16 protein-coding genes and 1 other annotated feature are annotated in these 15174 nt (G+C 41.4%); of the genes, 2 read left to right on the forward strand and 14 right to left on the reverse strand.

All coding sequences use genetic code 11. From position 1 onward, the window contains the following. The 4 genes from safA to nadB form a co-directional block, all read right to left on the reverse strand. On the reverse strand, nt 1-1465 hold a 1465-nt coding region (gene safA / locus GNT69_RS08960), incomplete at its 3' end, for a SafA/ExsA family spore coat assembly protein (RefSeq protein WP_203554602.1). Nucleotides 1466-1672: 207 nt separating this feature from the next. Continuing rightward, the gene (gene nadA / locus GNT69_RS08965) at nt 1673-2770 is read right to left on the reverse strand and encodes a quinolinate synthase NadA (RefSeq protein WP_203554603.1); all 1098 of its coding nucleotides are present in this window, start codon (nt 2768-2770) and stop codon (nt 1673-1675) included. Between the two features lie 14 nt (nt 2771-2784). Further along, nucleotides 2785-3618: a carboxylating nicotinate-nucleotide diphosphorylase gene (gene nadC / locus GNT69_RS08970; RefSeq protein ID WP_203554604.1), complete on the reverse strand. Its 834-nt coding sequence runs from the start codon at nt 3616-3618 to the stop codon at nt 2785-2787. Beyond that, complete coding sequence (gene nadB / locus GNT69_RS08975) at nt 3587-5173, reverse strand: L-aspartate oxidase (protein WP_203554605.1); 1587 nt, start codon at nt 5171-5173, stop codon at nt 3587-3589. Before nadB ends, nadC begins: the two co-directional genes overlap by 32 nt. 99 nt (nt 5174-5272) lie before the next feature. On the opposite strand from nadB, the gene GNT69_RS08980 reads away from it, so the two are divergent. Both GNT69_RS08980 and GNT69_RS08985 read left to right on the forward strand, forming a co-directional pair. Further along, nucleotides 5273-6397 carry an IscS subfamily cysteine desulfurase gene (locus tag GNT69_RS08980; RefSeq protein WP_203554606.1) on the forward strand — a complete coding sequence of 375 codons (1125 nt, stop codon included), beginning with the start codon at nt 5273-5275 and terminating at the stop codon, nt 6395-6397. A 66-nt stretch (nt 6398-6463) separates the two neighbouring features. Next, complete coding sequence (locus tag GNT69_RS08985) at nt 6464-7003, forward strand: transcription repressor NadR (RefSeq protein ID WP_203554607.1); 540 nt, start codon at nt 6464-6466, stop codon at nt 7001-7003. Between the two features lie 91 nt (nt 7004-7094). Here GNT69_RS08985 and pheA read toward each other — a convergent pair whose 3' ends face one another. From pheA to GNT69_RS09035, 10 genes are all read right to left on the reverse strand, one after another. Continuing rightward, nucleotides 7095-7943 carry a prephenate dehydratase gene (gene pheA / locus GNT69_RS08990; protein ID WP_203554608.1) on the reverse strand — a complete coding sequence of 283 codons (849 nt, stop codon included), beginning with the start codon at nt 7941-7943 and terminating at the stop codon, nt 7095-7097. A 91-nt stretch (nt 7944-8034) separates the two neighbouring features. Further along, nucleotides 8035-8490, reverse strand: a complete 456-nt coding sequence (locus GNT69_RS08995; protein WP_203554609.1) for an ACT domain-containing protein — start codon at nt 8488-8490, stop codon at nt 8035-8037. 15 nt (nt 8491-8505) lie between these two features. Beyond that, nucleotides 8506-9798, reverse strand: coding sequence for a GTPase ObgE (obgE, locus tag GNT69_RS09000; protein ID WP_203554610.1), 1293 nt, complete (start codon nt 9796-9798; stop codon nt 8506-8508). Nucleotides 9799-9872: 74 nt separating this feature from the next. Further along, nucleotides 9873-10412, reverse strand: coding sequence for a Spo0B C-terminal domain-containing protein (locus GNT69_RS09005; protein WP_203554611.1), 540 nt, complete (start codon nt 10410-10412; stop codon nt 9873-9875). 221 nt (nt 10413-10633) lie between these two features. Further along, the gene (gene rpmA / locus GNT69_RS09010) at nt 10634-10927 is read right to left on the reverse strand and encodes a 50S ribosomal protein L27 (RefSeq protein WP_203554612.1); all 294 of its coding nucleotides are present in this window, start codon (nt 10925-10927) and stop codon (nt 10634-10636) included. Between the two features lie 12 nt (nt 10928-10939). Beyond that, nucleotides 10940-11272, reverse strand: a complete 333-nt coding sequence (locus tag GNT69_RS09015) for a ribosomal-processing cysteine protease Prp (protein WP_203554613.1) — start codon at nt 11270-11272, stop codon at nt 10940-10942. An 11-nt stretch (nt 11273-11283) separates the two neighbouring features. Beyond that, a complete protein-coding gene (gene rplU / locus GNT69_RS09020; protein ID WP_203554614.1) occupies nt 11284-11592 on the reverse strand; it encodes a 50S ribosomal protein L21 in 309 nt (102 codons plus the stop codon). Between the two features lie 14 nt (nt 11593-11606). After that, nucleotides 11607-11692: a sequence feature (ribosomal protein L21 leader region), on the reverse strand. 59 nt (nt 11693-11751) lie between these two features. Further along, the gene (locus tag GNT69_RS09025; protein WP_203554615.1) at nt 11752-13224 is read right to left on the reverse strand and encodes an Rne/Rng family ribonuclease; all 1473 of its coding nucleotides are present in this window, start codon (nt 13222-13224) and stop codon (nt 11752-11754) included. A 102-nt stretch (nt 13225-13326) separates the two neighbouring features. Next, entirely contained in the window at nt 13327-14193 is an 867-nt protein-coding gene (locus GNT69_RS09030; RefSeq protein WP_203554616.1) for a M50 family metallopeptidase, read from the reverse strand. Next, nucleotides 14186-14956, reverse strand: a complete 771-nt coding sequence (locus GNT69_RS09035) for a M23 family metallopeptidase (RefSeq protein ID WP_203554617.1) — start codon at nt 14954-14956, stop codon at nt 14186-14188. Before GNT69_RS09035 ends, GNT69_RS09030 begins: the two co-directional genes overlap by 8 nt. Nucleotides 14957-15174 lie beyond the last annotated feature (218 nt).

A 15174-nucleotide genomic window follows, 5' to 3' on the forward strand; every position in this document is an offset into this window, starting at 1 on the left:
GATCCATCGCTCCTGCCACATGCGGCATTTGGTCCCACGCTCCTGCCACATGCGGCATTTGATCCATCGCTCCTGCCACATGCGGCATTTGGTCCCACGCTCCTGCCACATGCGGCATTTGATCCATGGCCCCTGCTACTTGCGGCATCATTCCATGCGGCATTTGCATATCCATGGCTCCTGCTACTTGCGGCATCATTCCATGCGGCATTTGCATATCCATGGCTCCTGCTACTTGCGGCATCATTCCATGCGGCATTTGCATATCCATTGCTCCTGCTACTTGCGGCATCATTCCATGCGGCATTTGCATATCCATGGCTCCTGCTACTTGCGGCATCATTCCATATGGCATTTGCATATCCATGGCTCCTGCTACTTGCGGCATCATTCCATGTGGCATTTGCGGATGATGGTATCCATAGGGCGCACCCACCCCAGAACCTGGAAACATCGGAGAGATCGGGGTTGGCTGCATCATTGGATACGTTGGTGCCGGTGCAAATGGCATCTGCTTTGGTATTTTCCCTGCGCCTTGAATCGGTTGCGGTGGTAAATTTGGCATTGGAACAAATGCAGAAGAATCAAAACCTTCACTACCAGGCATTACTTGGTGCTGCTGAACTTGGAAACCTGGTGACGTCGGGAAATTATGTGGATAAGGTATCATAGAATCTTCGAAACCTCCTTGATTAATCGGAATGATTGAGGATGATTCTTCCCCAAACACTGGTGCAGATGGGTTAAAATCTGACTTCTTCCCAGTGACTTGCGCTGGCATTTGTTGCTCTGGCAACGGCATATTTCCCATATTTTGCATATAATAATGATTCATATTTGCTTCAGGAATCATCATCTGTGGCATCTTCGGTGCAAATGGCTTAATAGCTGTTTCTTTTGGCAATGGCTTTGGTACTGGTTTCGGCTGCTCCATGATTGGTTTTGGCATTGGCATCGGTATTGGTTTTGGTTGTTCCATGATCGGTTTTGGCATTGGCTTCGGTACTGGTTTTGGTTGTTCCATAATTGGTTTTGGCATCGGCTTCGGTACTGGTTTTGGTTGTTCCATAATTGGTTTTGGCATCGGCTTCGGTATCGGTTTTGGTTTCTCCATGATTGGTTTCGGAGCTGGCATTTCTTTTACTGGTAAAGGTTTTTGTTCCTCTTTTACAGGGAGTGGTTTTTGCTCCTCCTTCACAGGAAGCGGCATTTCCTTTTCTTTTATGATCGGTTGCTCTTTTTTTGGCGCCTCTTTTTTGCTCCCCCAATTGATTTTTGCCTCAGTGATTGGCACTTCTTTTTTTATTGTTCCCCCTGTTGTCGGAACTTTTATTTTCATACCAGGCATAATCATATCAGGATTGCTGAGCTGAGTATTCAGCTGTTTCAGCTCTTCGAAGTTCACGCCGTACTTCTTGGCGATCTTCCAAAGAGTATCCCCTTTCTGTACGATATGGATCTTCATGTTTCCCCTCCTATGGCATAAGTCCATATAGTGTATGTTCGTGTAGGCGTTTTGCCATTAATCTTCAAAAAAACTTATGCTTCTCTCATCATGTATATGAAGTCCGCCTAAAATTAAAGCTTTTCCAGTAAAAATAGATGAGCCCAAAATTCGTTATTTTCGTGAGAAACAAAAAAATACCCCTTTATGGGGTATTTAATTTGGCCATTATGATTGTTCAAGCATACGATCTAGCGCTTTTTTAGCATTCGCAGCAATAACAGGATCTACCTCAATTCGATTATGTCCACCATCTTGTTCAATTGCTTCAAGATTCCAGAGTAGATGCGGCAAATCTATGCGATTCATCGTCAAGCAAGGGCACATATGCGGATTTAATGAAACAATCTTTTTATCCGGATGTTGTTGGATGATTCGCATAACTAAGTTTTGTTCCGTTCCTATTGCCCATGAGGAACCGGCAGGTGAGGCTTCAATCGCCTGAATGATATAATTAGTTGATCCGGCTAGATCGGACAAAGCAACAACTTCGCGCCGGCATTCTGGATGAACGATAATTTTCATTTCAGGATAGTCTTTGCGAACTTGACGGATATTTTCAACTGTAAAATTTTCGTGAACGGAACAATGCCCTTTCCACAAAATAACCTTTATATTTTCGATAGGACCATTAAACTCTAACTCGTTTGATATTGGATCCCAAACGGCCATTTCATCTAAATCGACTCCTATGTTATAAGCAGTATTCCGACCGAGATGTTGATCAGGTAGGAACAGTAATCTTTCCTTTTGTGAAAACGCCCAACGCACCATCTTTTCGGCATTAGATGAGGTAACCGTTGCTCCTCCATACTCGCCAACAAATGATTTAATCGCTGCTGTTGAATTTACATAAGTTAACGGCAGAATCGTATCCCCAAAAAGGTCAGTTAGCTTTTCCCATGCTCGTTCTGTTTGATAAATATCCGCCATATCTGCCATTGAACATCCAGCTCTCATATCAGGAAGAAAAACTTTCTGCTCGTTTGTCGTTAAAATATCAGCTGTTTCTGCCATGAAATGGACCCCGCAAAAGACGATAAACTCTGCCTCACGGTTTTCAGCTGATAACTGGGCTAATTTCAATGAATCACCCGTCGCATCCGCAAATTGAATGACTTCATCTTTTTGGTAATGGTGACCAGGAATAAATAATTTATCTCCTAGCTTTTCCTTAATTTCTCTAACTCTCGCTTCAAGTTGTTCGGTTGTCATCTGTCGATATTTATCCGGTAACCCCTTCGGCATTGTGTTTAGTAGATCCATTGAAACTCCCCCTTTTAAATGTTCACCTTAACACTTATATCTAATGCTTTGACAGTATGGGTTAAAAACCCTAAGGAAATATAATCAACACCTGTTTCACGATAGCTTGAAAGATTGTCTAACGTAATACCGCCTGATGCCTCTGTCATAATTCCTTCTGGTACAAGAGGAATAAACTCCTTTATTTCAGCAGGTGTCCGATTATCAAACATAATACAGTCCACTTTGCAGGCAACTGCTTCAAGCACTTGTTCTTTCGTTTCCGTTTCAACCTCAATTTTCACCATATGTCCAATTTGTTCTCTAACCTCACTCACTGCTTTCGTAATACTGCCAGCAAAACTAATATGGTTGTCTTTAATCATTACCGCATCATAAAGCCCATAACGATGGTTAAATCCTCCCCCACAACGGACGGCATACTTCTCAAGCATTCTTAACCCAGGCGTTGTTTTGCGCGTGTCACAAATTCTAGTGGTAACACTTCCAAGGGTCAGCACCGCTTCCCTTGTTTTCGTTGCAATTCCAGACATTCGCTGAACTAGATTTAAGATCACTCTTTCACCCTTTAACAACTCGGCAATGTTCCCTTTAACGATGGCCAGCTTTTGTCCCTTGTCCACTTGTTGTCCATCTGAGGTCATCATTTCAACAATACTTGTTTTGTCTAATAACTCGAAACCTGTTCGAATGACCTCTTCTCCACAAAATACGCCTGATTCCTTTGCGATAAACACGATTTCTCCTGATCCAGCCTTCCCAAATATCAAATCACTTGAAACGTCTCGATCTCCAATATCCTCTAGAAAAAACTGTTCAAGTTGTAAGCGCAGTTTTAATTTGTTCAACACGACCATCCTTTACCTTTTTTCTTTTAAAAATGATTCGCTTATTCAACCAATTTTTGTCATCCTCAAACGGATAATCTACACGAAAATGCCCACCCCTACTTTCCGTTCGGGCTAATGCAGCATCGGTGATTAACCAAGCGGTAATAAGCATAAAGATTTTCGTAATCTCTTCTGTTGAATAATCATCTAAACTCATATCTAGTAAGCTATGAATATTATGAGACTCCAACCAGCTTTTCTGCATGGTTAATGCTGGAGAATTCCGAATGATACCGGTGCGGTCCATCATCGTCTGCTGTAATACTTGTTTATCTGGAAGAGATAAATTCTTTGCTTTGCTCACCTTGCTGCTTTTTCCTTCTGTTTGATTCGGTCGTTCTTTATGCTCAAAACTGCTCAACCAGTTTCCAAGTCGTCTCCCAAAAACTAACCCTTCAAGCAATGAATTACTCGCCAAGCGGTTTGCACCATGAACACCCGTACAAGCAGCTTCGCCAATCGCATATAACCCATCAATACTTGTACGCCCGAGACGATCTGTTTTAATCCCGCCCATTAAAAAATGACTTCCAGGAGCAACTGGGATTTTCCCCTTCTCCACATCAATTCCTGACTGTCGGCAAAGTGCCGTAACCGTTGGAAATCGATCTGGAAACTCATCAATGTTACGAATATCCAAATAGATTTGTTTTCCTGCTTTTAAATAATCATAAATGGTTTGAGAAACGATATGTCTTGGTGCTAAATCTTTTAGTGGATGAACATCGTCCATAATATATTTGCCATCTTCAGTCACTAACTTTGCACCTTCACCGCGGACAGCCTCAGAAACAAGGCCTTTCGTTTGTCCATTCACAAATAGCAGGGTCGGATGAAACTGAATAAACTCCATATCCACAAGCTCCGCTCCTGCACGATAAGCTAGCGCTAAGCCATCCCCAGTTACCGTTTCGGCATTCGATGTGAAACTGAACAACTGTCCGCATCCCCCTGTTGCAATGACAACATGGTCTGCATAGAAACGTTCATTTGTTCCGTCAGAGACCTTGGCTTTTACTCCGACACATTTTCCAGATTGATTGACTAGCAACTCATAAACAAAAACGTCTTCTTTAACGGTTATATTAGGGCCTAATTTAGAAACAAGATACTCGATGATGGCTTTACCAGTTGCATCGCCACCACTATGGACGATTCTCTTTTGTGAATGAGCTCCTTCCATCCCTAGTTTCAGATAACCATCTGCGGTTTTATCAAAGCTACAACCAGCTTGAACAAGTTCTGTAATTATGTGAGGTGCTTCCTCCGTCATTGACCTAACTGCCTCATGATCATTATGATAACGCCCCGCCTCTAAAGTATCATGATAGTGGAGATCAGGGTGGTCCCCTTCACTAATTGCAGCAGCTACCCCTCCTTGAGCCAAATGTGAATTCCCCTTTGTAATATTTGACTTTGTGAGAACTATCACATTAAAATAATTCTTTATCGTAGATGCTAACTGTAGAGCAGCAATCCCGCTTCCGACAATCAACACATTTGTTCTTTTCATGTTTTTTCTTACCTCCTGATATTACAGGTGTCTTGACACTTATATTTACATAGATTTAAACTAATGACAAGATATTTTTATATTTTAGGAGCTGTGACCATGAAATATTTTGATTATGCAGCAAGCTGTCCGCTCGATCACGACGCAGCAGAATTATATGTAAAAGCAGCAACAGATTACTCCGGAAATAGTCAGAGCCTTCATGACATTGGCTCACATGCTCAAGAGATTCTTGAAAACTGCCGGATGGAAATGGCAAAGCTGTTAAATGTTCAACGAGATGGCGTCTTTTTCACATCTGGAGGTTCAGAAAGCAACTTATTAACCATATATGCTTTATTATCAGCCACGAAGAGCAAAGGGCGGCATATTATTACGAACATAGCTGAACATTCATCCGTTATAAACGTGATGAAAAAACTTGAAGAAGAAGGATATGAAATTACGTATTTACCATTGAATGCTGAAGGAGTCATTAATGTTGCCGATGTAGAACAGGCAATAAGAAAGGATACCGTACTTGTTTCCATCCAACATGCAAACCCAGAAATTGGAACATTGCAACCAATCATCGAAATTAGCACTAAATGTAAAGAAAAGGGAATTTTTATTCAATGCGATTGTGTTCAAAGTTTTGGAAAAGTAGAGATACAAGAAGTTGCCTCAGCTGTTGATGCGCTGTCAATTTCCGGTCATAAGTTTTACGGACCAAAAGGTACAGGCGTAGCTTTCGTGAACCCACGCCATCCCCGGAAACCGTTCCTAACTGGTACAACCCATGAAAAAGGCTTTCGTCCCGGAACAGTTAATGTTCCCGGAATCATCGCAATGACGAGCGCTGCCCAGAAAGCCATTAATAAACTACAGAAAGAACGAAGCCATTATACTTCGTTAAGAAATTTATTTTTAAACCATTTTAATGAGTTTAAGGAACAAGTAACCATTTATCACTTGGAGGATAACCGACAATTGCCTCACATCATTGGAATGAGAATTCATGGGAAAGAAGGCCAATGGATGATGCTCGAATGCAATCGAAATGGCTATGCAGTTTCAACCGGAACAGCTTGTCATACCGGCTTATTGGAACCATCTAAAACGATGACTGCGATGGGGATTGACGGAAAAATGGCAAAGGAGTTTTTCCGGATTTCCTTCGGGAGACAAACAACAGAGGCAGATGTGAAAAAATTGGCTCAACTACTTCTCCAGCTGCGGGACTAACCGGAAATGAAATTTTAAATAGCCATATGTTACAATTTACACGAAGCCGATGAAGGAGAGGAAAAAATGAAAGCACAAAAAAAGATATTAGGCGATGAACGAAGAATCCTCTTATTAAACCTGTTAAAATCAAGCAGTACCCCTGTCACTGGAGGTGAATTAGCAGCAAAAGCAAATGTTAGCCGCCAAGTGATTGTTAATGATATAACCCTTTTAAAAGCGAAAAACGAACCGATTATTGCAACGAGTCAAGGGTACCTTTATATGCGTCCCTCCTCATCTACCACTCTTGTGGAACGAACAATCGCTTGCAGTCATTTGCCTGAAGAAACGGAGGATGAATTAAATTTACTTGTCGACCATGGGGTCACAGTAAAAGATGTCCGTATTGAACACCCCGTATATGGTGATTTGACTGCCTCCATTATGGTTTCCAATCGACTACAAGTAAAACACTTTATGGAGAAGATAAAAAAAACAAATGGAGGATATCTTCTTGAATTAACGAATGGCATTCATCTCCATACGATTCAAGCTGAAACGGAGAAAGTACTCGACGAAGCTGAGAAAGCTATGAGAAGAGCAAATTTCCTTATTAACCTTTAAAACAACAGGCGGAACACTTTTTTAAAATGAGTGTTCCGCCTGTTATTTTTGTTAACAAATAATCGTCACTTGTCTTTATAGAAATGAGGTTTTATAGTTTGAAAGATGGATAGCTTCCAAGTACTTTCACTGTGCAACCTAGTGCTTCAAGTTCAGCTATTGCCCCTGGAATCAGAACTTCATCCATACTTTGTTCAATATCGATAATGAAAAAATAATTACCAAGACCTGTTTTCGTCGGACGAGATTCAATTTTAGATAAACTTAAGTTACGCCAAGAAAACGCTGAAAGCACTTGGTGAAGTGCCCCGGTCCGATTGGATGGGAGTGTAACGACGAGCGTCGTCTTTTCGCCGCTAGTTAGCACCGCTGTTTGTGGCATTGGACGCTCTTCCCTTGATAAGACAACGAAACGAGTATGATTATAATTAAAGTCATGAATATCCTCTTGAACGATCACTAATCCATATTCTTCTGCAGCAAGTGAATTTGCAATTGCTGCTAATGGCTGCTCAGGATACTCTTTCACATACTTGGCAGCGGCAGCCGTAGATGTCATTCCTTCACTGGCAATCCCATGCATTTCGCGATGAAGGAATTTATGACATTGCGCTAATGCATGTGAATGACTCATGATCAATTTTGTTTCCTTCCAGTCGTTTTGATTATCGGGATGAACCATTAAATGTTGTTTGATCGGTGCTGTAGCCTCCCCAATAATATGTAGGGACACTTCATGAATTAAATAATCCATTGTAATATTAACAGAACCTTCAAGTGCATTTTCAATCGGTACGAGAGCGAAATCTGAGCTACCATCCGCTACCGCATCGATGCATTGTGGAATCGTTACAAACGGTGTTGCTTCTACGTATGGAAACAAACGCCGAACAGCGACATCCGTAAAAGTGGCCTTTGGCCCTAAAAAACTTATTTTCAATTTCTCCACTCTCCCAAAAAAGAACTATTCCATTTTTCAAAAAATAAATGTTAGTCAATGGGGTGTTCCCACTGACTAAACACTGATTATATTAGGCACCTGATCCGAGGACCTCAACTTTTTCAACGAATTCTAGTTTGCGCAGCCTTGCGAGCAATTCATCCATTTCAAGCTTCATATCCCCTATATTCAAGCTTAATGTGACATTCGCTCTTCCTTGTAATGGAATTGTCTGGTGAATTGTCAAGACATTGCAGCCTGAGAAAGCGACGAGACTTAGCAATTCAGATAATGTACCAGAACGATCTTCAAGATGAAAAAACAAGCTTATGATTCGCTCTTTGACCACTGTGTGAAAGGGATAAACGGTATCACGATATTTATAATAAGCACTTCTGCTTAAATCCACACGCTGAACCGCATCCCATACTGAGTCGGCTTTGCCGCGCTCGATCATTTCCTTCGCCTCTAAAGTTTTTTTCATTGCCTCCGGAAGCACATCTTCTCTGACAAGAAAAAATTTCTTATCATCATTGTTAAGCTTCATTTCTCCACCCCGTTGTTACTCTACGAACTCAAATTCATATTTGAGGATCCGTACCGTATCTCCGTCCTTCGCTCCGCGTTCACGGAGAGCATCATCAATCCCCATCCCTCGCATTTGACGAGCAAATTTTCGGGTTGACTCTTCACTAGCAAAATTTGTCATTTTAAACATTTTCTCAATGGTTGCGCCAGCAATGACGAACGTCCCATCTGAATCTCTTGTAATCGTGAATTTATCTTTATCCTCTTCATGTTTATAAATGACCCGATTGATCTCCGTATTTTCTTCCACTTCTTCAAGCAATGGAAATTCAGGGGTTTGTTCAAGCTTATCAGCAATTGCAAATAACAATTCACGCAAGCCTTCTCTCGTAAACGCCGAGATTGGAAAGATTGTGTGATCATCTGTTAATTTCTCTTTAAAATTTTGAAGGTTTTCAGCTGCATCAGGCATGTCCATTTTATTAGCGACAATAATTTGTGGACGCTCAGTTAAACGAAGATTGTATTCCTCTAACTCTTTATTAATGATTAAATAATCTTGAAACGGGTCTCGACCTTCAACCGCGGCCATGTCAATAACATGAATGATGACTCTCGTTCTTTCAATATGTCGTAAAAATTGATGACCTAAACCAACACCAGAATGAGCACCTTCAATTAATCCAGGCAGGTCAGCCATGACAAAGCTCCGGCCATCTTCTGTCTCGACCATACCGAGGTTTGGAACAATGGTTGTAAAATGATATTCTGCAATCTTCGGACGAGCTGCGGATACGACAGATAATAACGTCGATTTCCCAACGCTCGGAAAGCCGACAAGTCCTACATCAGCAAGCAGCTTCAATTCAAGGACAACATCCCTTTCATGACCTGGTTCGCCATTCTCTGACAATTCTGGTGCTGGGTTCGCTGGCGTGGCAAACCGGCTGTTCCCTCTGCCACCACGTCCTCCTCTAGCAATGACCGCTCGCTGCCCATGTTCCGTTAAATCGGCAATGACCTCACCCGACTCTGCGTCGGTAACGACAGTTCCAGGTGGAACCTTAACAACCATATCTTTCGCATTTTTCCCATGCTGATTTTTTGACATGCCATGTTCTCCACGTGGTGCTTTAAAATGGCGCTGATATCGAAAATCCATTAGCGTACGCAGGCCTTCTTCCACCTGAAATACAACATCCGCGCCCTTCCCACCATCGCCACCTGCAGGGCCACCGTTTGGGACATATTTTTCCCGACGGAAAGCAACCATTCCGTTGCCACCATCGCCACCCTTAACATATACTTTTACTTGATCGACAAACATTTATTTAAATACCACCTGTCCTATATGAAATTTAGATTTTACCTATAAGTTGAAATTCAATATTATCATACCCTTTATGAAGGGTTCGTAAAAACCTCAAATGAGAGTTCCTCTTCTGTTTTATCTATTACGTTAATTTTAAGCGACGAATCAAACGTTTCTTCGAGAAATTGAAACAAGGAAGTAGGATTGGTAATCAGACCGCTAAAATCAAAAAAGAAATGGGCCTCCTCCTCTTTCGCTTGGATCGTGACTGAGAGATGATTTTCGTGATATTTTTCAATTGACTTATCGAGGACTTCAAACAGTTGGTTGAGCCATTGCGAAAGCAATTGATCGTCAAGTTTGTGATTTCGAGGAAAATCGGCCACCTCATAATCAAGTAGAAAATAATGTTGTTCCCAATTGCAGGTTAACAATGTAGAAGCGAATTGAGGAAGATTAAGATTCGTTACCATCGTTTCTTGTCTCGCATCTAGAATGATTTCTTCAATAATTTCCTTTACCCGATCAACCTTATTTAATGACAAATTCCCTTTAATTAATTGCAGTTTATTTAACCAATCATGTCGTGCATGTTTCAATACCTCTAACGTATCCCACTCTTTTTTCATACAAATGCTCCTAATCGTAAAAACTATCTTACGTTAGTATAACAAAAAAGCTTGAAAAGGTAAGCAAAATCAGGAGGAAAATGTAGACTTTGGTAGTAAAGAAGATAAAGAAAACTCGCCGATTGGCGAGCCCTAAAGGCGAAGACAGAGGCGTAGTTGCACTTATGCGTTAGGAAAAAAAGAAACCCATAAACATTCCGTTTAGGGTTTCTTTTAACAACTTAAGCTTCTTGAGCAACTGGGTAAACACTCACTTGCTTTTTGTCGCGGCCAAGGCGTTCGAATTTAACTACGCCGTCAACCTTCGCAAATAGTGTATCGTCGCCACCTTTACCCACGTTTACACCTGGGTAAATTTTTGTACCGCGTTGACGGTAAAGGATAGAACCACCAGAAACGAATTGACCGTCTGCACGCTTAGCACCAAGGCGCTTCGAGTGAGAGTCACGTCCGTTCTTCGTAGAACCTACTCCTTTTTTAGAAGCGAACAACTGAAGATCCAATTTTAATAACATGTATTCCACCTCCTACTTTTTGAAGGTTATTTTTATGTGTTCTCGATAATTTTCCTCAATCGTCTGCAATGAGACAACCATTCCCTCGAGAAGAAGTTGAACTTTCTCATTTATACGGCTCGGAAGACTTTCCGGCAATGTACAGCGGAGAAATCCGTCTTCATCATGATCAATCTCAGGAGTGACACCGGTTAAGGCATGCACAGCATTTATCGCTCCAACGGATACAGCAGATACGCCTGCACAGACGATATCTTGACCCCGTTCCGCATAAAATGCATGGCCGCTAATCGCAAAAGAATGAATGGCACCGGACTCTGTACGATAAATGACAGCGTCAATCATGTTAGCCAACCTTAGGCATTGATTTTTTCAATGACAACTTTAGTGTATGGTTGACGATGACCTTGCTTTTTACGGTAGTTCTTCTTCGCTTTGAGTTTGAAAACGATGATTTTCTTTTGACGGCCTTGTTTTTCAACTTTAGCCGAAACAGAAGCACCCTCAACAACCGGGCTTCCTACTTTCACGTTATCTCCACCAACAAAAAGAACTTTGTCAAAAGTAACTGTTTCACCAGCTTCTGCGTTAAGCTTTTCAATGTAGATTGCTTGTCCTTCCTCTACACGAATTTGCTTACCACCAGTTTCGATAATTGCGTACATTCCACTGCACCTCCTCTTAGACTCAGACTCGCCATCCGCAGGCGTTTGCTCATAAAAAGCAAATCTTATCGTTACCTGGTCTGTGCGGTTGTAGCACGGGTGCGCTACAAACATAACATAAAAATACTATCATAGAGTTGAATATGTGTCAATGGATTATTAAGTTTCTTTTCTTCCTTTGCGAGCGAATTCAGCTGTTGATCCTAGCTGTAAAATTCGATATTCAGGCTTAGAAGCAGATGTCTCACTCCAAACAATTTTCAAGCCAACACTCTCTTCGATTCTCGAGCGATGAACATTTCCGTTTCCCGAAAATACTTCGATCACGTCCGGTGTCGCTGCAATGAAAACAGCCTCTTCATCGACGTGCCGGTATTCCCACAACTCACGCTCAAGGCGAAAAGCGACAGTCTCAGCACTTAATACTTTCCCTGTTCCGGTGCAAGTCGGACAACTCGTTGTTAGAGCTTCAGAGATAGAGAGCTTTGTTTTCTTTCGAGTTAATTGAAGAATCCCCAGTTCGGTAAAGCCAATAATTCTCGTTCTGCGTCCATCTTCAGCAAGCGAAGTTTCCATCACTTTTACAACTGCTTCCCTGTCTGAAACATCTTTCATATCAATAAAATCGATGAGGACCATGCCGCCAATATCACGGAGCCGAAGCTGGCGAGCAACCTCAACAGCCGCTAGTTTATTTGTTTTGAAAACCGTTTCTGTTAATTCCGTTTTCCCCGAATATTTTCCTGTATTCACATCAACGATTGTTAACGCCTCTGCTTCATCAAAGATCAAATAGGCACCATTCTCAAGCCAGACTGTTTTCCTCATTGCTCGTTCAATTTCTTTTTCAAGTTCATAAACAGAAAAAATGTTTTCCTTGTCATGATAATAGCTTACATCGAGATGCTGGCCATATTGTTCGAGCTTTTTCTTCAAAGGTAAATCGTCGATGATCACTTCTCCCGCAGACATATTGTCCATCGTTTGTATTAGTTCATCATAAAAAGCATCATACGCCTCGATTAATCCAGGCTTTCTCATGTTTTTTGCACGCTTCTCAAGCTGTTGATACTGCTCGCGTAAGTCATTTAATTCACGTTCCAGTATGTCTTCCTGTACATGCGCCGAGCTTGTTCGGAAAATCAATCCTTCCGTTCCAGTTTTTAGCTGCTCACCAAACTCACGCAAACATTTTTTTGCCTTTGGATCTGCTAGCTTTTTCGAAACCGCGATATATTTTCCAGTGGGCATATAGATGATATGTTTCCCTGACAATTCAATAATTGCTGATAACCTCGCTCCTTTCGTCCCAGCAGCATCTTTTTCGACTTGCACAAGCAGCTTCTCTCCTTGGTGGAGAAAGGCAGAAATATTTCGCTGTTTTTTTTCTTTGTTTTCGTCCAAAACATATTTAGGAACTTTATCTCGATAAAGAAATCCCTTTTTCTCCTCACCAAAATCGACAAACGCAGCGTTCATCCCTGGGATTACTTTTTCAACCGTACCAAGAAAAAGATCACCGACTAAAGATTTATGTTTAGGCTGCTCGATGTAAAGTCGTTCGAGCTTGTCGTTTTTTAACAAGGCAAATCGTTTCTCTCTCGTTAACGCATTAATGACCAATCTATCCACAGTACCTACTCCAAACTTTTAAAAATAAATAAACAGGGACAAGGAATCCCTGTTTATTTATTATCCTATTTTCCTGCTATTTCTTGCAAACCCATCGTAACTTTAATACGGAAATACTAAGTCGCCCATTTTCGCTTGAACATTCTTTTCAGAGAAATATACATGTAGCAATTCATTTTCATCAAGTGCCGCTTCCGTTCCATTCTTGTTTTTCACAATAACCTGATGTTTACACCCACGCTGAAACTGCTCAAGCACTGCGCTCAGTTCTTCATCTGCGGATACATTGAGCGGCATGAGCAAACGAAAATCCCCCTGATTTCCATAATACCTTTCCATTAGAAAGCGAAGGAAGACGTACCGGCGCTGCCTCCACTCATAAATGAGCGAAAAGCTAAGAAATACAACAATAATAAACACATTTAATGTGAATGGACCGAGTATGAGAACGGCAATTGTAAACAGAAGCAACGAAAATGCTGATAAGTAAATCGTTAGTTGATGTGCGTGCGGAAATGCTTTTCTAAAACTAAGCAGCAAAAAAAGCAGCTTTCCTCCATCAAGTGGCCATACAGGCAAAAGATTAAACAAAAGCACCATCATATTAAACTCGATAAACCTAGCATACCAATAGTCTGGAATAAAGCCCAGCGTATATAAAGCATAGGCAACAACAAACATCCATAAATGCTGTAAAGGCCCTGCTGCGACAACAACTGCCTCCTCATACAGTGAACGATTTCCATGCTCATCCATTTCGGCAACTCCACCGAATGGCAAAAGTGAAATTTTCTTAATTCTCCACGAAAAAAAAGAAGCTGCCGCTGCATGACCCATCTCGTGAATAAAGATGATAAGCAGCAATAATGACAGCTCAATAAAATGAGCGGTTGCAATCGCAATCGCAACAACTACCCATAGGAGCGGATGGATATAAACTTTCTTAAAAAGGCTAATTGTCTTATTCAAACTTGATCACCTCAATGGGATCAACAAAATCATCGCCTTTTTTTATCGCAAAAAAGAAGGTCGCCTTCTCCCCCTCCGCAACAGTTGAAGCTTTACCAACGGAAGCTCCTTTGTCGATGTACTGATAAACATTCACATCAATTTCAGCTAAGTTTCCATACCATGACTCACTTTTATCCCCGTGTTGGATAATAACCGTGTTTCCAAACCCCTCTTTCGTCCCTACAAAACGAACAAGTCCTTCGTTCATCGCTTCAACGGTTGCGCCCTTCCCCGTTTCAATGGTGATTCTTTGTCCATTATGACCGAAGTCCTCAAGAATTCTACCTGATGCTGGAAGTGCATACTGCGTTCCATAGTCATTGTCCTGAAGTTTTCTTGAATTCTCTACTGGCAAAAGTGCAAGCGGCTTTCCAAACTGATCTTCGTACCACTGGGACACTGCAGCGAATTGAAACTCACTCTCTAATGTCGTCTGAACAAATTGTTTTACTGGTTCAACTCGTTCTGTTTCACTGCGAAATATGATGGCCACAATGAGGACGAGACAAGCGGAAGCAAGAATTTTAAACATAAACACTTCTTTTTGAAACAATGGATGAATGTTTTTTCCTGACCCTGGATCATAAGAAGGGAGTTTTTCGTATCCGTACAGCTCTTCGGTTTCTGGCAGTACATGGGTCTGAACCCGCTTTTCCACTCTCTCCCTATCCTTTTTACGCTTGGCCATTCTTTTGCGAATATCATCTGCTCTTGACCCCATCTAACCTCACCATTCCTTATTTGGGCAGTTTGTACAATATATGTACAAGAACGGACAAGTATGACAAGCGGAAAAGAGAATTAAGTAAAACCGGGCAAAATCGCCCGGTCCTTTTATCCAATGGTATATACTCTAGTTAAATTAACGTTTCTTCGGGTTATAAGGGAGAACTGCAAAATGCTCACAGGAGGACATGAAATGATTTTTCCAAAAAATAA

The sequence above is a fragment of the Bacillus sp. B15-48 genome (assembly GCF_016879755.1).
GTDB lineage: Bacteria > Bacillota > Bacilli > Bacillales > Cytobacillaceae > Mesobacillus_B.